Raw genomic sequence first — 22,389 nt, 5'->3', positions numbered from 1 at the left:
ATCGTTCGTCTTTCTTCGAGACCGGACCGTGGCGTTCGTCGACCGGCGCCGTCGCAGCTGCTCGACGGGCGCGGAAACTTTGTCAACGCTAGAACTCGACAGGGCGGGTGCACTTCCCCCGTCCGATGGGTCTGGACACCTCACGAAGAGATCAAGATCTCCTTAGGGACGCGATACATTCGTCGCGAATTCATGAGTTCCTCTGCCCTACGGGCACCGCTGACATCCCCGGTATCGAGTGGCGGCGAAACCGAGGCTTGCTCACGACTTTTCTTGCCGGGATTCGTCTATGACCCACACAGCAATCTGAGCGCGGGAATTGAACCCCAGTTCGGTCAACACGTGTTCGACGTGTCCTTGCGCGGTGCGTGGCGAAATCACCGATTCGGCTGCGATCTGCTTGTTGCCGAGTCCCTGCGCAACCAAACCGGCGACCTGCCGTTCACGTTTGGTCAGCTTCGCCGACCGCACCGATGTGAGCGCGGTATCAGCGGCCCGCGTAGTGCTTGCCGCAATAGCGTTTGGGCGGAATCCAACTCACCTCGCCGCCATGCGGCGACGCCTAGCAGCGTTCGTACTGACGCACGTAGGGCTGCGACTCAGGTAAGACGTTGTACCCGGGTGTCTGGCAGCCGCCGACCACGACCTCGAAAAAGGGGCCGTAGGAGTGGACGGGGCCGTTGGGTGTGTAGATCGTGTAGTCGACCGCCGCGCCGGAGCCTGCCAGGTAGGGAAGATGCAGATCGGCGAGTTGTGTGGTCTGCGCGGCGCTGAATTCCGTACCCACGGGGGGGACTACGGTGACGCCCAGTGCGCGGCCTTCGGAGGGCGGGTCGTAGACCGACACCCGAACGAAGAACGGGAAAGGTTGATCGGTCAGGAACCACTGCCACAGGTCGAGTTCGTCATCGGACGGGAAGCGAGGGGTGGGCTCTTGGTGGGGGGTGAGGCGATCATGGGGCCAGGGATACGACCCGGGGCGCCGTTCCGAGTGATTGGTGAACCCGCGCTCCCGCTCATGAACGGTGGATACGGTCCACTGGTTGGATGCCAGTTCGGGGAAGTCCCGGATGATTCGGCGCATCGCCGCGGTGGCGCGGTGAGGTTCGCTCTCGGAGCCCGCTCGGACGTCGATGGCGTTGGTTATGCGGCTCGCGTCGCCGCCGCGCGAGGACCAGTGCACTTCGGTGCCGGCGGCCCATAGTCGCGCCCAGCTGTCTGCGGCGTTCGCTTCAGTGCTCACGTCACGGCCGAAAAGCCAGTATGCGGAATAGGTGTCCGCCATCCGGTCGATGGTGACCTCTGTCGGGTCGCCTTGGAAACGCCGCGGAAGCTGTTGAGCGCCCATGGCACTCACCACAGACGCGGCCTCGGCCGGTGTGGCGTCGTCCCTGAGCCGCACGTCGAGTTCGGCGTTGAAGTGTTTGCCCTTGTAGTGCTCGAACCGGTGTGACACGTCGGTCACCCCCGGAAGGGCCCGGATGGCAGTCTCGATCTTGCGTGACCAGCTGTCACGCTCGGCCTGGTCGCGTCCTTGTTCGAAATAGCCATATCCGATCAGCAGGACTGCGGTACCTGCTATCGCCACAGCCAGCACGGCTGCCAATCCCACTATTGTTGCCAGCAGCGGCACTACGCGTTCGCGCAAGATGGTGCGGTGGACACGCGCCGGCACCCGACGATCGGGGTGCTGGGAGGTCCCTCGCTTCGGTGTGTCCGGATCGAAGCGGCCGGGGTCAACGACCTTGCTGCCGGTGCGTTCGGCATCCATCGGTCCTCCTCACGGCACCTTGGTGTTCGTCTGAAACCTATAGCAGACCATCAGTTCCGGCGCTTTGCCTCATCGTTCCACAGCGCAGTCGGCCGCGAACTGCGACCTACCGCACGCGAGCGTTGCTCGTGCTCCGCTGCATCAGTCGGCTCCGCCGCCGGATCCCATGGATCCGCAGGTTCTTGCAGCGCAATGTGCAACTTCTGCTCTTTCGCGAGCAGGGCGGCCTGGAATCGGGTGCGTGCGCCCAGCCGGTCCATCAGGTCGGCGACATGACCGCGGAACTTGCGCACCGAGACATTCAGCGCACGTGCCGCCGAGTCGTCGGTGTCGTAGCGGGTAAGCGCGCGCAAGACCCGCTGCTCGACGGGTGAGACCGGAAGTTCGTCCAGGTCGCGTGCGCGGTTCCAGATGCCGTCGAAGACTTCCGCCATCGGAGAGGCGGCGGCTGTCGCCGAGGGCTTGTTCGAATTCGGGCTCGGCAGACTCCTCGACGGCATAGGCGTACATCTCACAGCGTGATACTCCGCCGGATGGAGGGCGAAGGTTGCACAGGGCGTTGCAGGTACCTGCAACGGTCTCACGAAAAACGTTGGGAACTGGAAGGATCAGCGCAATGATTCTCGTGACAGGAGCGACCGGCAATGTCGGCGCTGAAGTTGTGCAAGCCCTGGCCGCGGCGGGCGAGCCGGTGCGCGCGCTGGTGCGCGATCCGCAGCGTGCAGTCGTGCCCCCGGAAGCGGAAGCCGTGGCGGGCGACCTCACGTCTCCGGAGACCCTGAGTTTCGACGGGGTAGGTGCGTTGTTCCTGCTGCCCGGTTATCCAGCGGTCGCGCAGGCGGCCGCGAAGGCCGGCGTCGAACACATCGTGCAACTGTCGGGTGTTTCCGCGGGCACCGGCGACACCTCCAATGCCGTCACCCGCTATATGATGGCCTCCGAGCAGGAAGTCACCGAATACGCTGCGGCATGGACCATTCTGCGCCCCTGCGCCTTCGCCTCCAACGCGCTGCGCTGGCTCCCCCAGCTGCGCGAAGGAGACGTGATTCGCGCTCCGTTCCCCGAGGTGCGCACGGCCGCTCTGGATCCGCAGGACATCGGCGCGGTAGCCGCCACCATACTGCGGAACAACAGTCATCACGGCGAAATCCTCTGGCCTACGGGGCCGGAGCCGCTCACGCCCGCCGAGCAGGTCGCGATCCTGGCCGAGGCCATCGGCCGCGACCTCATCTGTCAGGGCCTCGGCGACGAGGAGGCCCGCGCCGACATGCTCCGCACCACCCCCGTCGAGTACGTGGACGCCTTCTTCGACTTCTACGTGAACGGAGCCATCGACGAATCCATTGTCCGACCGACGGTAGAAGAGGTCATCGGCCGCGCGCCACGGACGTTCGGTCAGTGGGCCACGGCCCACGCGGACGCCTTCCGGTGATTCATCCGCGCGGGATTACCGCCGATCGAAGGTACCAGCCGCGACCGGGCGCGACGGCTCCGTACCGCAGTCGCCCCGTGGCGGATCAGTCGAGGTTCAGCAGCATTCCGGTTTCCGGGTCGTACCAACGGCACGCTTCGGGTGGCAGGTAGAGATCGGAGGGGTCGCCCTCGGCCGCACGAAAGCTCGGCGGCGCTTGGACTTTCACGGTCTGACCGCCGACGCGGGTGGTGAGCAGGGTCGAGGAGCCGAGTGGCTCCAGCACTTCGAGTTCACCACGCACCGTCGCGTCCGCGGGGCCTTCGCGCACCACGATGGCCTCGGGGCGGATACCTAGCCGGAGGGCGCCGCCCTCGAACGACGACAGCGCCGCGGGCACGGCGAGCGATTGCCCGCCCAGGTCGATCCGCGGCCCGTCCTCCGCCGCGGAGACCACGCCGGTGAGGAAGTTCATCGGCGGGCTGCCGAGGAAACCGCCGACGAATTCCGTCGCCGGGTCGTCGTAGACCTCGGTCGGCGGGCCGCACTGGACGATCGATCCGTCCCGCATCACGGCGACCCGGTTGCCGAGCGACAGCGCCTCGACCTGGTCATGGGTGACGTAGACGGTCGTGGTGCCGAGTTCCGCGACGAGTCGTTTCAGCTCGGCCCGGAACGACAGTCGCAGCAGCGCGTCCAGGTTGGACAGCGGCTCGTCCATGAGCAGCACGTCGGCGTCCATCACGATGGCCCGCGCCACCGCGACACGCTGGCGCTGCCCGCCGGACAGCCGCGCCGGGTAGCGGTCCAGGTACGGGGTGAGTTGCAGCAGTTCGGCGGCCCAGGCGACTTTGCGCCGGATCTCCTCGGCGGGCACACCGTGCACGCGCAGGCCGAAGCCGATATTGTCGGCGACCTTCTTGTTGGGGAAGACCGCGTAGGACTGGAAGACCATCGACAGGTTGCGCCGCCGCGGTTCGAGGTAGGTGACGTCCTTGCCGCCGATCACGATCTGCCCCGAGTCCGGCAGCTCCAGCCCGGCGATCATGCGCAGCAAGGTCGTCTTGCCGCAGCCGGAAGGCCCCAACAGCACCATGAACTCGCCGTCGGCGATCTCCAGCGAGACCTCGTCGGTAGCACGCGCCGTGCCGCCGGGATAGGTCTTCACCAGATCCCGGACAATCACCTCGGCCATCAGCGAACCCCTGTCATCTGAGCGTCGTCCCCCACATGTTCACCAGGTAGCGCCGCATCACGAAGATGAACACCAGCGCCGGGATGATCAGCGCGAAGCCACCGGCGAAGCGGTACGCGGTCGACGCCTCACCCAGCGCCGTGAGCACCTGCGCGGGCAGCGTGCGGTGCCCGAGCGTCACGATCGTCGCGCCGAGGATCTCGTTCCACGACAGGACGAATGTGAAGATCGAGGACGCCGCCAGACCCGGCAGCGCGAGCGGCACCACGACCCGGCGCGCGGCCTGCCATCGACTGCACCCGAAGACCCGGGCCGCCTCCTCCAGATCCGGCGGCACCGCGACGAAGATGCTCGCCGTGATGAGCACGGTGGTCGGCAATGCGAGCGTGGTGTGCACCAATGTCACGGCGAACACCGTGTCGTACACATCGATCCGCAGGAACACCGTGGCCAGCGGCACCGAGAGCACCACGATCGGCAGCGCGCGCACGAAGAGAATGAAGACCTGGTAGGTGTCTTTGCCGCGAAAAGCATGGCGGGCCAGCGCGTATCCCGCGGGCGCCCCGACCACCAGCGACCAGAACACCGTGTAGAGGCCGACCAGCACCGAGTTGCCCAATGCGGCAAGGGTCCCGGTCGCGCGGAAGAACGAGACCAGGGTCTCGGTGGAGAACTCCTTCGGGACCAGCGACTTCGGGAACTCGTTGAGCGCCTCGCGGGAGGACAACGCGGCGAGTCCGATGAGCACGATCGGCAGCGCCATGAACAGGCTTACAGCAGTGCAGGCCGTCTGCACCCCCACCGCGCGCAGGCGGCGCCTGCGCAGGGGTGCGCGGTCGATGGGTGGCAGCACGCGCCGCGACGGCGCCTCGGCCGAGTTCATCGCGCTCCTCGCCTCCTGCGGCCCTCTGCCGCATGATCACGACTCATCGGGCCTGCTCCGGCTGCCGGACCGCACGCAGGTAGAACACCGCGGTAGCGAGCGAGATCGCCAGCACGATCAGCGAGACGGCGCTGGCGACCGCGGGATTCTGCAGATTCGCGTACCACTCGTAGGTCTCGCCGACCAGCAGCGGAAAGTCCCGGCCGGTCAATGCCTGCGCCACGGCGAAAGCCTGCAGCGCGAGGATGGTCCGCAAGATCAGCGCCACTTGCAAGCTCGGACCCAGCAGCGGCAGCGTCACATGCCGCAGCCGCTGCCACAGGTTCGCTCCGAACACCTGCGCGGCCTCGTCGTAGTCGCGCGGGATCATCTGCACGCCCGCCACCACGATGACGAACACCAGTGACGTCGCGCGCCAGATCTCGGCGACCACCACGGCGAGCAGCATGGTGCCCGCGTTCCGGTAGCCGAGCCACTGCACGCCGTCGTCGGAGAGCCCGATGCCGACCAGCAGCGAGTTCAGGTAGCCGCGGTTGTCGAAGATGGACAGCCACACCAGGCCCGCGGCCAGTTCGGAGATCGCCAGCGGCAGGCACCACAGGTAGAAGTGGCCGCCGGCGAACCGCGGCCGGGCCTGCATGAGCAGCGCCATGGCGACGGCGAGCACCAGTTGGACCGGCACGACGATCGCGATCAGCAGGAGTGTGTTGCGCAGCGCGGGGAGGACGTAGGGATCGTCGAACAGCCGGTCCCAGTTGGCGAGGGTGAATCCGTCGCCGCCACGGAACGCCTCGAGCACGGCCTGCACGAGCGGCCAGCCGAAGAGGGCCGACATCAGGACGATCGACGGCAGCAGCAGGATCCACGGGGAGCGTAGACGCGACATCATGGCTCAGCCCACCCGGCAGAAGTCGGCGGCCGGGTCAGGAGCCCAGCACGGCACTTTCAGCTCGTCGAGGATGCCTTGCAGCACCCGGGCCTGCTGATCCAGCGTGGCGCGGATATCCGCCCCGTCCAGCACGATCGAACGGAAGCTGTCTTTGAAGACCTTGCTCACCTCACCTTCACGCTGACCCAGACCCACCGGCGGCAACGAGAGAATGGCGCCGGGCGCCTCCTGCTGCTTGCGCACCGCGTCGGCCTCGAGCTGGACGGCCGGTGGCAGGTCGGCGGGGATCGCCGCGTCGACCGCCGGGAAGAAGCCGTTGGAACGAAGCAGCCGCAGTTGGGTTTCCGGGCGGGTGAGCGTGCCGATCGTCCGCTGCGCGAGTTCGGGGTCCGTACTGCCCCTGGGGATCGCGAGCCCGGCGATCACGGCCATATAGCCGAGGCCGTGTGCGCCCCGCGGCGCAGGAAGCATCCGCCAGTCGCGCGGGTCGCGCTCGGGCGCGTGGACCAAGCGCACGACGTGGTCCCACGCCATCCGCGCCTCGCCGCTGTCGAGCGGCTCCTGCATGAAGTCGAAATTCGTACTCGACTGGACGCAGTTGGCCCACAGCTCACGCAGGTACTGCCAGGCCGTCACGGCCTCGTTAGAGCGGAACGTGGTGATCTGGCCGCCGGTGAACGAGGGCAACAGGAAGCCCTGGACGAACCGGTGCAGCAGGCCCTTGGGGCCCGCGGGCAGGCCGAGCACGGGGCGATTGCCATTGGCGCGGCGCGCGGCGACGGCCCAGTCGAGGAACTGGTCATAGGTCAGCGACGCGGCATCGACTCCGGGCGGCAGGTGTTCGAGCGCGTCCGCGTGCGCGGCGAGGACGTAACTCGCCGTGGCCCATGGGATGTACCACGTACGGTCGGTGCCGACCTTCGCGAGTTTCAGGTATTCCGCCGACCAGCCGCGGGCGCCGAAGTCGGCGAGCAGACCGGTGAGGTCTTCCAGGTAGCCGTCGGCGAGCGGGGCGAGGTCGCCGTGCAGACCGCCGAGCAGACCGATCTTGGTCGCGCCGGCGTCGACCTGGCTGCGCACCTGGCTCGCGAACGGGCTCTCCTCGATGGTCACGTAGCCGACGCCGGGCGCGGCGGCGGCAAGCAGGGTACGGAACCGCTCGGCCTCGTCGGCGGGACGGAACTGGGTGGACAGGAAGATCATGCCGCCGTTGCCGCTGGTCGCGAATCCGGTACAGGCCGCGGCGGACAGGGCCGCCGCGCCGGAGCCCACCGCGCGCAGGAAGGATCTGCGCGTCGAACCGGATACCAGCATGCATGGCTCCTGTTAGGGCACAACGGGTTTCAAGCTTTTGTCAGGTTGGTTAACATAAGTGCGCTGAGAGATATTGTCAATATGCCCGCGACACCCTCCAGCCCCACTTCGCCAGGACATGTGCTCGCCCTGCTGCGCGCCACGGGGCCGCTGACCCGGCTCGAGCTGCAGGAACTCGCGGGGTTGTCGCGGGTGACGCTGACCGAGCGGCTGGAGGCGCTGCGCGGTCTCGGGCTCGTCCGCCACGCGGGGCACAAGGAATCGAGCGGAGGACGACGCGCCGAAATGCTCGAGGTCGACGACACCGGAAGCACCGCGCTCGTCGCCGATCTCGGACAGAGCCATGCCACGCTGGCCGTGGTCGACCTGCGCGGGACGGTGTTCGCGAGAGAGGACCGGCGGCTCCCCCTGCGGCACAGCCCGGCACAGGTCGTGCCGATGCTGCTCGACACGGGACGGAAGCTGCTGCGGCGGACCGGGCGAGCGGAGAGCTTGTGCGCGATCGGCCTGTCGGTGCCGGGCCAGATCGACCACGACAGCGGAGTGACCGTCGCGCCGCCGACCATGCCGGACTGGAACGGCGCTGCGCTGCGCGAACCGTTCGCCGACGCGCTCGGTGTCCCGGTGCTGCTGGAGAACGACGCGAATGCTCTGGCATTCGGCGACTTCCGCGCGCTGGACCGTCCTGCCGCGACCCTTGTCGGTGTGAAGGTGGGGACCGGAATCGGCGCGGGCGTGGTGATCTCCGGACGCGTGCACCGTGGCGTGAGCGGCTCGGCGGGCGAGATCGGGCACCTGCGGATCGAGGGCAGTCGGCAGCTCTGCAGCTGCGGCCGCCGTGGGTGTGTGGCGGCGGGCGCGGGCGGGCAGGCGCTGGCCCGGGAACTGGGCGTACGCACGACGGCCGACGTGGTCCGGCTGGTCGGCCACGGCAGCCCCGAGGCGATTCGCTCGACCGAGCGGGCCGGGCGCCTGGTCGGTACCGTGCTCGCGACGATGGTGTCGATCGTGAATCCGGCTCATGTCCGCGTCGGCGGGGCGATCGGGGTGCTGCCGCCGTTTCTCGAGGGGGTGCGGCGCGGCGTCGAGTCGAACGCGCACCCGAGCGCGTTGCGCGATCTCGACCTCGGCCCCTCGCGGCTGGGTGAGAACGGGGCGTTCGTGGGGCTGGCGGGTCTGGTCGCGGACGAGATGCTGTCCCCGGCGACCGTGGACGCGATGGTCGCCGCGCGACAGGAGGTGTGATCCGCTGCGGGCCTTCCCGGCGTATGCGCTCGGCACGGCGGGTAGCGAAGCCGTGCCCGGCGCTTGGTTCGCGATGGCGGCGAAGGCGGTCGAGTCGGAGGTTGCCGGGTTGTCGCCCTCAGAACACCCGGTTGTCCGTATCGGGCCGTACATCGCAGATGGCATGCCGCGCCAGCCATTGCGGAGGTGGGTAGCTACCGTTAGGTTCATCCCATGAGTTCCGCCTTTCCGCATTTGCTGTCGCCGATCGAGCTGGGGAGGGTGAAACTCCGCAACCGAGTTGTCATGGGCTCCATGCACACCGGGCTGGAAGATCGGGCCTGGCACATCGACCGGCTGGCCGCGTTCTTCGCCGAACGCGCACGCGGCGGCGTGGGGCTGATCGTCACCGGCGGCTACTCCCCCAGCCGCGACGGATGGCTGTGGCCGTTCGCGTGCGCGATGCTGGACGAGACCGACGCCGAGCGGCACCGCGTGATCACCGACGCCGTTCACGAAGCGGGTGGCAAGATCGCGCTGCAGATCCTGCACGGTGGGCGCGATTCGAACATCCCCACCAATCTGGCGCCCTCGGCGGTGGCGTCGCCGCTCACCGCGTTCGAACCGCGGGCGTTCACCGAGCAGGAGATCGAGACCACGATCGCCGATCACGTGCGCTGCGCGCGGTTGGCGCGGCTGGCCGGATACGACGGCGTCGAGATCATGGGCGGCGAAGGCTTTCTGATCAACCAGTTCCTCGCGCCGCGCACCAACACCCGGACCGATCGCTGGGGCGGGTCGGCGGCGAACCGACGGCGGTTCCCGGTCGAGGTCGCCGCACGGACCAGGGCCGCCGTCGGCGACGACCTGCTCATCATGTTCCGGATGTCGCTGGCCGAATTCGTCGAGGACGGGCAGACCTACGCCGAGATCATCGACCTGGCGAAGGAACTCGAAATCGCCGGAGTCGACGTCATCAACACCGATATCGGCTGGCACGAGTCGCGGGTGCCGACGATCGTCACCTCGGTGCCACGGGCCGCGTTCGTCGGATACACCGCGGCGCTCAAGGAACATGTCTCGATTCCGGTGTGCGCGTCGAACCGGATCAACATGCCCGAGGTCGCCGAGCAGATCCTGGAGCGCGGCGAGGCGGACCTCATCTCGCTGGCCCGCCCGCTGCTGGCCGATCCGGAATGGGTGAACAAGGCCGCCGGATCGCGGGTGGACGAGATCAACACCTGCATCGCGTGCAACCAGGCCTGCCTGGACCACACCTTCACCCGGCAGACCGTGTCCTGCCTGGTGAATCCCCGCGCGTGCCACGAGACGCTGCTGCAACTGCTGCCCACCAGGCGCGCCAAGCGCGTCGCCGTCGTCGGCGCCGGTCCCGCCGGGTTGTCGGCCGCGATCGGCCTGGCCGAGCGCGGGCACCAGGTGGAACTGTTCGAAGCCGAGGACCGGATCGGCGGACAATTCGACCTCGCCCGCCGCATCCCCGGCAAGGAGGAGTTCGACGAGACGATCCGGTATTACCGGCGCAAACTCGAACTCACCGGCGTCACCGTGCATCTGAATGCCCGGGCCACCGCCGAACAACTCGCCGCGGGTGGCTGGGACGAGGTGGTGCTGGCCACGGGCGTGCGCCCTCGAATTCCCGCGATCCCCGGCATCGATCACCCCATGGTGCTGTCCTATCCGGAACTGATCCGGCAGGAGAAGCCCGTGGGCAACCGGGTGGCCGTCGTCGGTGCGGGCGGAATCGGGTTCGACGTCGGCGAATTCTTGACCGCGGTCCACCAAGGCCCCCTCGCGCTCGACGAATGGCGCGACGAGTGGGGTGTCACCGACGACATCCACGCTCGCGGCCAGTTGCGAAACCCCCGGCCTGCCAGGGCGATCCGGGAAGTGACCTTGCTGCAACGCAAGTCGGGGCCGTTCGGACTGACCTTGGGTAAGACGACCGGCTGGATCCACCGCGCCGCACTGGACGCGCGCGGAGTCCAGCAGATCGGCGGGGTCAACTACGAACGGATCGACGATCGCGGACTGCACGTCAGCTTCGGTCCGCAGCGGCAGGCGCCGCGAGTGATCGAAGTGGACAACGTGGTGGTGTGCGCGGGCCAGGAATCGGTGCGCGACCTGTACGACCAGCTCGAATCCCGAGGTGTGCGGGTGCATCTCATCGGCGGCGCCGACGAGGCGAAGGAGCTCGACGCCAAGCGCGCCATCCAGCAGGGCACTCAGCTCGCGGCCGAACTCTGAATCCGCACGGCCCGGGGACCTGGTCCCCGGGCCGTCGGAATTCACCCGTTGCCGCCGCCCATCCGGACGAACGTGGCGGTCGCGGTCGCGTAGACCTTCCCCGCGGCATCGACGAGACGGCTCTCGGCGGTGGCCGTCGTCCGGCCGACGTGCACCGCCTCCGCGACCGCCTCCAACGCCCCCTGGTTATGCGAGACCCCGCGCACCAGATTGGACGTCATGCTCACCGTCGTGAGCATGGACTTGTCCTGCACCGACAGTTGCACCGCACCCCACATCGCGACGTCGAGCACCGTGCCGACCACGCCGCCACCGACCACACCGAGGAAGTTCACATGCCGCTCGTCCGGCGTGAGGCGCAGCGTCATCCGCCCCGGCGCGGCGTCGACGACCTCGATGTTGAGTAGTTTGGCCAGTGGCGGCAGCGGCAGTTCGCCGGTACGGATGCGCTCGACGAGTTCGTCCCTGGTGAGCTGGATCATGCCCAGCACGGCGATGCCGGGGTCGTCCCACTCCAGGTGCAGCGAGCGCACGCCATCGGTCACTTCGATCGTCGACACGTCGTCGGGTGTCATGGCCTTCCTCTACTTTCCGCTGATCTGCTGGTCGATGAGAGCGAACAGTTCGTCCGCCGTGGCGGCCGCCTCGACGGCGTCGCGGCCCTGATCGGCGACCGGCGCTGGCTCGGGCGCGGGTTCGTCGATGGCGTCGGTCAGCGTCGCGCGGATCCGCTCGGCCAGCCGCGCCTTGTCCTCCTCCGACGGCAGGGTCGCCAGCAGCGCGGCGAGCGCGGCGATCTGGTCATCGATCGCAGAGGTGGTCGCGGTCGCTTCCCATTGCGACCGCAGCAGTTTCGCCACCGCGCTCACCGTCGGGTAGTTGAACACCAGCGTCGAGGGCAGTCGCGTGCCCGTGCCCTCCGACAACCGGTTGCGCAGCTCGACGCCGCCGAGTGAATCGAAACCCATCTCGTTGAACGGAGTTTCGGGATCGATCGCCGTAGCGGACTGGTATCCCAGCACCGCCGCGGCGTGTTCGCGGACGAATCCGAGCACCAGCGCGTCGCGTTCGTCCTCCGGCGCGGTGGCGAGCAGGTCGGCCAGCAGTCCGCCGGTGGCGGTTGCGCTGGATACCCGGCGGGCGCGGCCGACGACCAAGCCGCCCAGCACTTCGGGCAGCAGCCCCGCACGCGCCTGCGCGGCCAGAGCGGACTTGTCGAACTCGACGCAGGCGACCATGGCCGCATCCGTGGCGAGCGCGGCGTCGAACAGCGCCGTACCGTCGGAGTCACCGAGGATCCGCAGACCCATACGCTCCAGCCGCGCCAGCGCGGCCCGGTCCATTTCGGCGGTCATGCCCGTGTCCTGGTTCCACAAACCCCAGGCGACCGACAAGGCGGGCAGCCCCTGCGCTCGCCGGGCCTGCGCGAGCCCGTCGAGGAACGCGTTCGCGGCCGCGTAGTTGCCCTGTCCGGGCGATCCGAGAATCGCCGCGGCCGAGGAGAACACGACGAACGCGGCCAGGTCGTGGCCCCGGGTGAGCTCGTCCAGGTGCAGCGCGCCGTCGACCTTGGGCGCGAGTACGCGATCGATCCGCTGAGCGGTCAGCGTCTCGATGGTGGCGTCGTCGATCAGGCCCGCGGAGTGGATCACCGCCGACAGCGGGTGCTCGGTCCCGATCGACTCGACCACGGTGGCCAAGGCCGCGCGATCGGCCACGTCGCACGCGGCGACCCGGGTGTGCGCACCGAGCCGTTCCAGCTCGGCGATCAGTTCCGCGACACCGTCGGCCGCCGCGCCGCGCCGCGACACCAGCAGCAGATGCCGGACGCCGTGTGCGGTGACCAGGTGCCGCGCGATCACCGCGCCCAATCCGCTGGTTCCGCCCGTGATCAGCACCGTGCCATCTCCGAACGCGCCTGTGCTGCGGACGTTTTCGTGTTCTTCGGTAGGCACGTCGCCATAGGCCAAGCGTGGGAGGTATATCTCGCCCGTGCGGACCGCCACTTGGGCGTGCCCCGATTCGAGCACGCCGAGCACCGTCGCGGCGTCCAGGTCTCCGTCGTGGTCCAGCAGCACGATACGACCCGGTTGTTCCGATTGTGCGCTGCGGACCAAACCGGTGACGGCGGCGGCGGCCAGATCGACCGGTTCACCGTTCAGGCCCGTCGCGCGGCGGGTCGCCACCACGAGGCGAGTGTCCGCCAGCCCCTCGAGCGACAACCAGGATCGCAGCAGCTCCCAGGCGGTGCGGGTCGCCTCCCGCACCGTCCCGGGCTCGACCGGGTCAGCGGTGGCCGCAGGTCCCTCCGGGAGCGACCAGACGACGATATCCGGAACCTGTTCGGCCGCAGCCACTTCCGACGCATCGAGGTAGTGACGGCCGACCCCGGATACCCGCGCCTGCCCCATCGTCGCCACACGGTCGGGCACCGCGCGCAGCGCGGGTAGCTCCGCGCGCGTCCAGCTCAGCGTCAGGGGTGCCGTACGGCGTCCCGCATGCGCCGCGCCCAGCGCGTCGGCCGCGATCGGACGTGCGGAGACCGCATCGATGCGCGCGACGAGCGAGCCGGTGTCGTCCGCGATGTCGATCGTGACCTGTCCCTCGGCATCCCGGACGACGCGAACGCGCGCCGCGGTGACACCGGAGCGCCACAAGCGCACACCGGTGAAGGAGAAGGGCAACGGCACCTGCCCGGCGGGCAGGTCGCCGATCAGCTCGCCGAGCGCCGCGTGCAGGCATGCGTCCAGCAGCGCCGGATGGATGCCGAACGGAGCCGCCGCGACGCTCACGGATTCGTCGAGGGACACCTCGGCGAAGGTCTGCTCGCCGCGCGTCCACAACGCGGTGACGCCCTGGAAACCGGGACCGTAGTCGAAGCCGCGCTCCGCCAGCCGGTCGTAGAGCGACCCGTCCGACGGCTCCGCGCCGGACGGCGGCCACACCGGTTCGCTCCACACCGGCGCGTGGTCGTCGTCGGCGGTGGTCAGGACGCCGCTCGCATGCCGCACCCACGGGTCCGTGCCGTCGGACTCCAGATCGGCCGCGCGGGAGTGCACGGCGAATACGCGCCGCCCTTGCTCGTCGCGCGCCCCGACGCTCAATTGGAGCTCGATCTCGGCGCTCGCGGTGAGCGGCAACGGAGCTTGCAGCAGCAATTCGCCGACCACCCCGGCGTCCACCTGCGCGCCCGCGGCGAGCGCCATCTCCGCGAAGGCCGTCCCGGGCAGCAATACCGAGCCGAACACCGCGTGGTCGCCGATCCACGGCTGGGTGCGCGCGGAGAACCGGCCGGTGAACAACCATTCGTCCTTGCCCGCGACCGGCACCGCGCTGGTCAGCAGTGGATGGCCGAACGAGCCGGTCACCACTTCGGGAGCCGGTCGCACCCAGTACCGGCGGCGCTGGAACGCGTACGTCGGCAATTCCACCCGTGCGTCCGCTCCGGGCAGCAGCGACCGCAGCCGCACCGGTGCGCCTGCCGCGAAGGACTGGGCGAGGAGCGTGACGAACTGGGTCACCTCGTCGACCGAACGCCTGGACGAGGCCGCCACCAGTGACTTCGCCGCCACTTCCGGACGCTCGGCCAAGCATTCTCCGGTCATCGCGGTGAGCGCGGCGTCCGGTCCGACTTCGATGAAACGCCGCACCCCGGAGTCGAGGAGGCTGCGCACCCCGGGCGCGAAGCGCACACAGCCGCGCACCTGCGCCACCCAGTAGCCCGGATCGCGTATTTCGTCGCCGGCCCGCGTGCCGGATACATTCGACACGATCGGCACGGTGGGCTCGCGATAGGTCAGTCCCTCCGCCACCGCGCGGAATTCCTCGAGGACGGGTTCCATCAGCATCGAATGGGACGCGTGGGAGATCCGCAGCAGGGTGTGCTTCCGTCCCGCCTCGGTCAGCCGCCGCCGCATCTCGTCGACGGCATCGGCGTATCCCGAGAACACCACCGACTCCGGACCGTTCACAGCCCCGATCGCGAGCCGGTCGGCGAGACCGCTGAGCATTTCCTCCGCTTCCGTCTCCGACACCGCGGCCGCCAGCATCGCCCCGCCGGCGGGCGCCGCGCCCATCAACCGTCCCCGCGCCGCCACCAGCACGCAGGCGTCGGTCAGCGACCAGACCCCGGACACGTAGGCCGCGACGAGTTCGCCCAGCGAGTGACCCGCGAGCACGTCCGGTAGGAGACCGTACGACTCGAGCAGCCGGAACATCGCCACCTCGAAAGCGAACAACGCGGGCTGCATCCAGTCCATCCGGTCCAGCACCCCGGCCTCGTCGGTGAACATCACCTCCCGCAGGGAACCCCCGAGATGCCGGTCGAACTCGGCGCACACCTCATCCAGCGCGGTCGCGAACACCGGAAACGCCTTATACAGACCGGCACCCATGCCGACTCGCTGCGCGCCGCCACCGGTGAAGAGGAAGGCCGTCGTACCCGGCACGGCCGGTGCCTCGACCGCGTGCGGCGACGTCGTTCCCGCCGCCAGCGCGGCCAGCCCGGCGAGCAGTTCCTCCCGATCGCGGCCGACGACCACGCCGCGGCGATCCAGCAGCGCGCGCGAGTCGAGCAGGGCACGCGCCACCCGCCTCGGGTCGATCTCCGGCGCATCGGCCAGCCAGGAGCGCAAGCGTTCGGCCTGACCGCGCAGGGCTTCCGCGGATTTCGCGGAGACCACCAGCGGTACCACGCCGCCCGCTACCGGGCCGGAGTCCGCCGCCGGTCGCTCGGCACGCGTGGACGGTGGCGCCTCCTCGAGGATCACGTGCGCGTTCGTGCCGCTGATACCGAACGACGACACCCCCGCGCGTCGTATCCGGCTGCCCGAGGTCCACGATTCGGCGTCGGTCAGCACGCGCACCGATCCGGCCGTCCAGTCCACATGCGGTGAGAGCTCCTCCGCGTGCAGGGTTCTCGGCAGCATCTCGTGGCGCAGCGCCTGCACCATTTTGATCACGCCGCCCACACCGGCCGCCGCCTGGGTGTGGCCGATGTTGGATTTGAGCGAGCCGACACGCAGCGGACCTTCCGGGCGGCCCCGGCCGTAGGTGGCGAGCAACGCCTGTGCCTCGATCGGGTCGCCCAGTGTCGTTCCGGTGCCGTGCGCTTCCACGGCATCCACGTCCGACGGCCCGAGCCCGGCATCGGCCAGCGCCGCCGCGATCACCCGCTCCTGCGACGGACCGTTCGGCGCGGTGAGACCGTTGCTGGCGCCGTCCTGGTTCACCGCGCTGCCGCGCACCACCGCGAGCACGTTGTGGCCGAGTCGCCGTGCGTCCGAGAGCCGTTCGACCACCAGGACGGCCGCGCCCTCCGCCCACGCCACACCGTCGGCGGCGGCCGAGAACGATTTGCACCGCCCGTCCGGCGCCAGTCCGCGTTGGCGGGAGAATTCCACGAACACCGTGGGCGTGGCCATCACCGTGGCACCGCCCACCAGGGCGAGCGAACTCTCCCCCTGTCGCAGCGCCCGGCACGCCACGTGCAGTGCCACCAGCGAGGACGAGCACGCCGTATCCACCGTCATCGCGGGGCCTTCCAGACCGAGCGAATAGGCGATGCGTCCCGAGACCACGCTGGCCGCCGAGCCGGTGCCCACGTAGCCTTCGGCCTCGGGTCCCGCCTTGCGGGTCAAGACCTCGTAGTCCTGGTACATCACCCCGGTGTAGACGCCGGTGTCGGTGCCACGCAGCGACGTCGGATCGATGCCCGCGTGCTCGAGCGCTTCCCACGACACCTCCAGCAGCAAACGCTGCTGCGGGTCCATCGCGTTCGCCTCCCGCGGGCCGATGCCGAAGAACCCGGCGTCGAAATCGGCCGCGTCCGTCAAGAACCCGCCCTCTTTCACGTAGGAGGTTCCGGTGTGTTCGGGATCGGGATCGATCAGGCGGTCGAGATCCCAGCCGCGATCGGCGGGAAACTCGGAAATGGCGTCGGTCCCCGAGGCAACCAGGTTCCACAGATCGTCCGGAGACGCGACTCCGCCGGGGTACCGGCAGGCCATGCCGACGATCGCGATCGGTTCGTCGGCTCGCGCGCGCTTCCGCGTCGGGCGGACGCCCTGCCCCGCGCCGTCGATCCGGGAACGCAGCAGCCGGGCGACCGCCGCGGACGTCGGGTGATCGAAGGCCAGCGTCGACGGCAGACGCAGACCGGTGGCCTTGGTGAGGCGGTTGCGCAGGTCCACCGCGCCCAGCGAATCGAAGCCCAGTTCGCTGAACGGCTTGTCGGCCTCGATCTGTTCGCCCGTGGCGTGTCCCAGCACCTCGGCGACCTGATGGCGCACGAAATCCAGCACGATCGCGTCGTGCCGGTCCGGTGCAGCCGACGCGAGCAGCTCGGCCAGGTCACCGCCGCCCTCGGCACGGCGCGGTACCGCTACCAGCGAACGCAGCAGCGGCGGCAGCAGATCCGCGCGGGCCTGCGCGGACAATGCCGCGGTATCGAAGTCCACGGCGGCGACCAGCGGCGTCCCCGCGCCCGCCGCCCGGTCGAACAGCGCGAGCCCGTCGGACTCGGCCAAGGGGCGGAAGCCCATGCGGGACAGACGGTCCAGGCCGGCGCGTCCCAGTTCGGCGGTCATCCCGCCGCTCTGGTTCCACGGGCCCCAGGCCACCGAGACCGCGGGCAGGCCCGCCGCGACGCGCCGCCGGGCCAGCGCGTCCAGCACCGAGTTCGCGGCGGCATAGTTGCCCTGGCCCGCCGAGCCCAGGACCGCCGCGATCGAGGAGAACAGCACGAACGCCGACAGATTCCGGTCACGGGTGAGTTCGTCCAGGTGTAGTGCGGCGTCGACCTTCGGCGCGAACACCCGCTCGATCCGGTCGGGCGTGAGTGCGTCGAGCGTCGCGTCGTCCAGGACGCCGGCGGCATGGACGACGGCGGTCAGCTCCGGACCGTCGGCCAGCTGGTCGAGCAGGGCGCGCACCGCGGCGCGGTCGCCGACGTCGCAGGCCAGTACCCGCGGCCGAGCACCGAGTCCGGCCAGTTCGGCCACCAGTTCGCGCACACCGTCGGCCCGTTCGCCGCGGCGTGACACCAGAACGAGATCCCGCACACCGTGGGTCGCGACCAGGTGCCGGGCCACCAGCGCACCCAACCCACCGGTCCCGCCGGTGATCAGCACCGTGCCTCGGTCCAGGGTGACGGCCGCGCCGGGCGCGTCGTCACGCCGGGCGAGCCGGGGCGCGACCAGTTCGCCGCCACGCGCCGCGAGCTGCGGCTCGTCGGTCGCGAGGGCCGCCGAGATCAGCTCGGGCCCGATGACCGCGTCGCTCTCGGCGTCCACCAGCACGATCCGGCCGGGATGCTCCGACTGCGCGCTGCGCAGCAGGCCCCAGAGCGCCGCGGCCGCCAGATCCGGATCCTCGGCGGGCAGTCCGGCGCCGTTACGGGTCACCGCGACCAGCCGGGTGTCGCCGGACTCGGGGAGGCGTAACCAGGACTGCACCGCCGCCAGCGCGGTGTTCACGCTCCGGCGCACCCGGTCGGCCTCGGTGCTGACGGCGTGCCCGGGACCGGACTCGGCGAACCACACCACGGCGTCGGGCTGCACGCGGATGTTCGCTCCCGGGGCGGGGGTACCTGCGGCCGCTACCAGCGCGGCCATATCCGAATAGTGTTCCTCGAAAGCGGATTCCGACGGTCCGCCGACCGCCGCCAGCCGCACCGCGCCGGACCCGGCGCCGGAAGCCACTGTGGCCCACCGCACGTCGTAGAGACGGTGGGGTCCGGCGGAGCGCGCGCTGCGCACCGCGTCGCCGTCGACCGGCCGCGCCCGCAGCGCATCGATCGTCAGCAGCAACGCGTCGGTATCGTCGCGGAGCTCTACCCGCGCCCCTTCGGAGCCCGTCCGCCGGATCAGCACGCGTGCCGCGCTCGCGCCACCGCGATACAACCGCACGCCGGTGAACGAGAACGGCAGCGGCGCCTGGTTGTCGGCGAAATCAGCGGACAATAGGTCGACGGCGGCGTGCAACGCGGCATCCAGCAGTGCGGGGTGCACGCCGAAGCGCGAAGCGTCCGAATCGGTCTCGCCGAGCCGCACCTCGGCTACGACGGAGTCGCCGCGGCGCACGAACCGGCGCACGCCCTGGAAGGCGGGTCCGTAGTCGAGACCGCGGGCGGCCAGTTGGTCGTAGAGCGCCGCGCCGGTGGCCGCGTCGTCGTCCTGGAACGGCTCGTCCGTATCGGCGGGCGCCGCCGCGTTTGCCGTGTCGGGAGCGAGTACACCGCGGGCGTGCGTGGATCCGGCGGTCGGGTCGCCGACGGCCCGCGAGGCGATGACGAAGCGCCTGCGCCCGGCGTCGTCGGGCGCTTCGACACTGATCTGGATATCTACTTCGGTTCCCTCGTCCAGCCGCAGCGGCGCCTCCAGGACCAGCTCGTCGATCGTCCCGGCATCCACTCGCGCGCCGGCTGCCAACGCGAATTCCACGAACGCGGTCCCGGGCAACAGCACCGTGCCGAACACCGTGTGATCGGCCAGCCACGGCTGCGACGTCGTGGACAGGCGACCGGTGAACAGCCACTCGTCCGTACCTGCCAGGGCCAGCGCCGCGCCGAGCATCGGATGGTCCATCGCCGTCAGTCCGGCGCGGCCCACATCGCCGATGCCGTCGGTCGGCGGCAACCAGTACCGCTGACGCTGGAACGCGTAGGTGGGCAACGGGACCCGGCGCGCCGGCCGACCGGTGAACATCGGGCTCCAGTCCACGTCGGCGCCCGCGGCGTGGGCGGCGGCCAGGAACGCGGTGAACTGCCCGACCTCGTCCGCGCCGCGTCGTGCGGCGGCGACCACCGCGCAGCGGGCCTCGATATCGGGTTGTTCGGTCAAGCATTCGCGGGTCATCGCGGTCAGCACCGCGTCGGGACCGATCTCCAGGAATCGTCGCACCCCGCCGGCGGCCAGCGCCTGGACTCCCGGGGCGAACCGCACGGCCGCACGGACCTGACGGACCCAGTACTCCGGATCGGTCAGCTCGTCAGCGGCCGGTGCGCCCGAAACGTTCGAGACGATCGGGATCGTCGGCTGCCGGTAGGTCACACCGCGGGCCACGGCACGGAACTCGGCCAGCATCGGTTCCATCCGCGCCGAATGGAAGGCGTGGCTCACGCGCAGCCGGTTCGTCCGACGGCCCTGAGCGGCGAAGAGCCGCTCGACCTCGGCCACGGCGTCGGCGTCACCGGACAACACCACGGAAGAGGGCCCGTTCACGGCGGCCACGGACACCCGGCCCGCGTACCCGTCGAGCGCGGCCGACGCCTCCGCTTCCGGCGCCGCCACGGCCAGCATCGCGCCGCCGGCGGGCAGTGCGCCCATCAACCGTCCGCGCGCCGCCACCAGCGCACACGCGTCGGGCAGCGACCACACTCCGGCGACATACGCCGCCGCGAGCTCACCGATGGAATGGCCGAGCAGCACATCCGGTGTCAGGCCGAACGATTCGGCGAGCCGGTACAGCGCCACCTCGTAGGCGAACAGCGCGGGCTGGGTGTACTCGGTCCGATCCAGCGGTCCCGGCGCGCTGTCTCCGTCCGCCGCCTCGGCGCGGAGCAGGTCCCGCAGCAACCGTCCGAGCAGCGGATCGAATTCCGCGCAGACTCGGTCCAGCTCCGCCGCGAACACCGGGAACGCCGCGTACAGTTCCCGTCCCATCCCGGCGCGCTGCGCACCCTGGCCGGTGAACAGGAACGCCGTGCGTCCCGAGCCGGCGCGGTCCTCGACCACACCGGGCGCGGAACGGCCCTCGGCGAGTGCCGCCAGACCGGTTAGGAGTTCGTCACGGTCGCGACCGACGACCGCTCCGCGCCACTCCAGCCGGGCACGGGAGGTGAGCAGCGAGTGCGCGATATCCCGGGCGTCCGTTTCCGGGTCGTCCGCCATCCACTGCCGCAAGCGATCCGCCTGCGCCCGCAGCGCCGCACCGGAACCGGCCGACAGTAGCAACGGGATGTGCTGCGGAGCAGCGTGATTCGACCCGGCCCCCGCCGTGGTAGCGGGCTCGGGCTCCCCTTCCGCCGCGGGCTCGGCGGGCGCTTCCTCGAGGACGACGTGGGCGTTGGTGCCGCTGGCGCCGAACGACGACACGCCCGCGCGCCGGACCCTGGCACCTGCGGGCCACGGCTCGCTGTCCCGCAGCAGCCGCACGGTGCCCGCGGACCAGTCCACATGGGGGGTGGGCGCGTCGATGTGCAGGGTCTTCGGCAGCATCTCGTGCCGCATGGCCTGCACCATCTTGATCACTCCGCCGACACCGGCCGCGGCCGAGGTGTGGCCGATATTGGATTTCAGCGATCCCAGACGCAGCGGCGCGTCGGCCTGCCGGGCGCCGTAGGCCGCGATCAGTGCCCTGGCTTCGATCGGATCGCCCAGCATCGTGCCCGTGCCGTGCGCCTCCACCGCGTCGACGTCCGCGGGCTCCAGGCCCGCGTCGCGCAACGCCTGCCCGATCACGGCTTCCTGCGACCGGCCGTTCGGCGCGGTCAGTCCGTTGCTTGCGCCGTCCTGGTTGATCGCGCTGCCGCGCACGACCGCGAGGACGGTGTGCCCGAACCGCCGTGCGTCGGAGAGCCGTTCGAGCACCAGCACGCCGAGTCCCTCGGAGAAACCCGTCCCGTCGGCCGCCGCCGCGAAGGCCCGGCACCGTCCGTCGGGTGAGAGGGCGCGCTGCCGCGCGAACGCGATGAGCAGCGACGGGTCCGACATCACGGTGACGCCGCCCGCCAGGGCCAGGGTGGCGTCACCGTTGCGCAGCGCCCGGCACGCGAGATGCAGGGCGACCAGCGATGACGAGCATGCCGTATCGATCGAGACGGCAGGACCTTCCAGCCCGAGGGTGTAGGCGACCCGGCCCGACAGCACGCTGTTGGAAACACCCAGATAGGCGTGGCCTTCCGTTTCGGCCGTGATATTCGGGGAGCCGACGCGGGGCCCGTAGTTCTGGTGGGCAACCCCGGCGAACACGCCGGTGTCGCTACCGCGCAGCGAGGCCGGGTCGATCCCGGCGTCTTCCAGCGCTTCCCACGCCGCCTCTAGCATCAGGCGCTGCTGCGGGTCCATCGCGGCGGCCTCGCGCGGGCTGATGCCGAAGAAACCCGCGTCGAAATCGGCGACGGAATCGAGGAAACCGCCCTCCCGCGTGTAGACCGTGCCCGGCACGTCCGGGTCGGGATCGAACAATCGCTCCAGGTCCCAGCCACGGTCGGACGGATACACCCCGACGGCGTCCACGCCCCCGGCGGCGACGCGCCACAGGTCCTCGGGTGAACGGACGCCGCCGGGGTACCGGCAGGCCATACCGACGATGGCGATGGGCTCCCGCGTCCGATCGGTGAGTTCGCGCAGGTGTTGTTTGGTCTCGTAGAGCTCCTTCGCCGTCTTCTTGAGATAGCGGCGTAGCTCGTCGGTGTCGGCCATCGGTGGGGCTCCTG

General features: G+C 70.0%; 11 protein-coding genes and 1 pseudogene. 3 read left to right on the top strand and 9 right to left on the bottom strand.

Annotated elements, in window-relative coordinates:
• Nucleotides 1-261: 261 nt before the first annotated feature.
• From ACFV2O_RS32930 to ACFV2O_RS32920, 3 genes and pseudogenes are all read right to left on the bottom strand, one after another.
• A pseudogene (locus tag ACFV2O_RS32930) lies at nt 262-483 on the bottom strand (response regulator transcription factor); the annotation flags it as partial.
• 79 nt (nt 484-562) lie between these two features.
• Nucleotides 563-1,771, bottom strand: coding sequence for a hypothetical protein (locus ACFV2O_RS32925; RefSeq protein WP_379255508.1), 1,209 nt, complete (start codon nt 1,769-1,771; stop codon nt 563-565).
• Between the two features lie 50 nt (nt 1,772-1,821).
• Nucleotides 1,822-2,205, bottom strand: coding sequence for a hypothetical protein (locus ACFV2O_RS32920; protein ID WP_379255507.1), 384 nt, complete (start codon nt 2,203-2,205; stop codon nt 1,822-1,824).
• A gap of 182 nt (nt 2,206-2,387) precedes the next feature.
• On the opposite strand from ACFV2O_RS32920, the gene ACFV2O_RS32915 reads away from it, so the two are divergent.
• Nucleotides 2,388-3,203 (top strand): NAD(P)H-binding protein, encoded by an 816-nt coding sequence (locus ACFV2O_RS32915; RefSeq protein ID WP_379255506.1) that lies wholly within the window; start codon nt 2,388-2,390, stop codon nt 3,201-3,203.
• A gap of 85 nt (nt 3,204-3,288) precedes the next feature.
• Here ACFV2O_RS32915 and ACFV2O_RS32910 read toward each other — a convergent pair whose 3' ends face one another.
• The 4 genes from ACFV2O_RS32910 to ACFV2O_RS32895 are packed head-to-tail and all read right to left on the bottom strand — an operon-like array spanning nt 3,289 to nt 7,463.
• The gene (locus ACFV2O_RS32910; protein WP_355078383.1) at nt 3,289-4,377 is read right to left on the bottom strand and encodes an ABC transporter ATP-binding protein; all 1,089 of its coding nucleotides are present in this window, start codon (nt 4,375-4,377) and stop codon (nt 3,289-3,291) included.
• 13 nt (nt 4,378-4,390) lie between these two features.
• Nucleotides 4,391-5,260 (bottom strand): carbohydrate ABC transporter permease, encoded by an 870-nt coding sequence (locus tag ACFV2O_RS32905; RefSeq protein ID WP_379255504.1) that lies wholly within the window; start codon nt 5,258-5,260, stop codon nt 4,391-4,393.
• Nucleotides 5,261-5,303: 43 nt separating this feature from the next.
• Nucleotides 5,304-6,149 (bottom strand): sugar ABC transporter permease, encoded by an 846-nt coding sequence (locus ACFV2O_RS32900; protein ID WP_355078385.1) that lies wholly within the window; start codon nt 6,147-6,149, stop codon nt 5,304-5,306.
• A gap of 3 nt (nt 6,150-6,152) precedes the next feature.
• A complete protein-coding gene (locus ACFV2O_RS32895) occupies nt 6,153-7,463 on the bottom strand; it encodes an extracellular solute-binding protein (RefSeq protein ID WP_379255502.1) in 1,311 nt (436 codons plus the stop codon).
• A gap of 81 nt (nt 7,464-7,544) precedes the next feature.
• On the opposite strand from ACFV2O_RS32895, the gene ACFV2O_RS32890 reads away from it, so the two are divergent.
• The gene (locus ACFV2O_RS32890) at nt 7,545-8,708 is read left to right on the top strand and encodes an ROK family protein (RefSeq protein ID WP_379255500.1); all 1,164 of its coding nucleotides are present in this window, start codon (nt 7,545-7,547) and stop codon (nt 8,706-8,708) included.
• Between the two features lie 213 nt (nt 8,709-8,921).
• Entirely contained in the window at nt 8,922-10,952 is a 2,031-nt protein-coding gene (locus tag ACFV2O_RS32885; RefSeq protein ID WP_379255499.1) for an FAD-dependent oxidoreductase, read from the top strand.
• 41 nt (nt 10,953-10,993) lie between these two features.
• Here the strand turns inward: ACFV2O_RS32885 and ACFV2O_RS32880 are convergent, their stop codons facing one another.
• Nucleotides 10,994-11,527 (bottom strand): PaaI family thioesterase, encoded by a 534-nt coding sequence (locus tag ACFV2O_RS32880; protein WP_379255497.1) that lies wholly within the window; start codon nt 11,525-11,527, stop codon nt 10,994-10,996.
• A 9-nt stretch (nt 11,528-11,536) separates the two neighbouring features.
• On the bottom strand, nt 11,537-22,375 hold the full coding sequence (locus tag ACFV2O_RS32875; RefSeq protein WP_379255496.1) for a type I polyketide synthase: 10,839 nt from the start codon (nt 22,373-22,375) through the stop codon (nt 11,537-11,539).
• Nucleotides 22,376-22,389 lie beyond the last annotated feature (14 nt).

The organism is Nocardia sp. NPDC059691 (assembly GCF_042733915.1).
GTDB classification, from domain to species: Bacteria; Actinomycetota; Actinomycetes; order Mycobacteriales; family Mycobacteriaceae; genus Nocardia; species Nocardia sichangensis.
This window is presented reverse-complemented; position numbering and strand designations above follow the sequence as displayed.

Excerpts from the sequence above, each read along its gene's own strand:
- ACFV2O_RS32880 (WP_379255497.1), bottom strand. The coding sequence starts at position 11,527 with ATGACACCCGACGACGTGTCGACGATCGAAGTGACCGATGGCGTGCGC.
- ACFV2O_RS32915 (WP_379255506.1), top strand. The coding sequence starts at position 2,388 with ATGATTCTCGTGACAGGAGCGACCGGCAATGTCGGCGCTGAAGTTGTG.
- ACFV2O_RS32875 (WP_379255496.1), bottom strand. The coding sequence starts at position 22,375 with ATGGCCGACACCGACGAGCTACGCCGCTATCTCAAGAAGACGGCGAAG.
- ACFV2O_RS32920 (WP_379255507.1), bottom strand. The coding sequence starts at position 2,205 with ATGGCGGAAGTCTTCGACGGCATCTGGAACCGCGCACGCGACCTGGAC.
- ACFV2O_RS32900 (WP_355078385.1), bottom strand. The coding sequence starts at position 6,149 with ATGATGTCGCGTCTACGCTCCCCGTGGATCCTGCTGCTGCCGTCGATC.
- ACFV2O_RS32905 (WP_379255504.1), bottom strand. The coding sequence starts at position 5,260 with ATGAACTCGGCCGAGGCGCCGTCGCGGCGCGTGCTGCCACCCATCGAC.
- ACFV2O_RS32895 (WP_379255502.1), bottom strand. The coding sequence starts at position 7,463 with ATGCTGGTATCCGGTTCGACGCGCAGATCCTTCCTGCGCGCGGTGGGC.
- ACFV2O_RS32890 (WP_379255500.1), top strand. The coding sequence starts at position 7,545 with ATGCCCGCGACACCCTCCAGCCCCACTTCGCCAGGACATGTGCTCGCC.
- ACFV2O_RS32910 (WP_355078383.1), bottom strand. The coding sequence starts at position 4,377 with ATGGCCGAGGTGATTGTCCGGGATCTGGTGAAGACCTATCCCGGCGGC.
- ACFV2O_RS32885 (WP_379255499.1), top strand. The coding sequence starts at position 8,922 with ATGAGTTCCGCCTTTCCGCATTTGCTGTCGCCGATCGAGCTGGGGAGG.
- ACFV2O_RS32925 (WP_379255508.1), bottom strand. The coding sequence starts at position 1,771 with ATGGATGCCGAACGCACCGGCAGCAAGGTCGTTGACCCCGGCCGCTTC.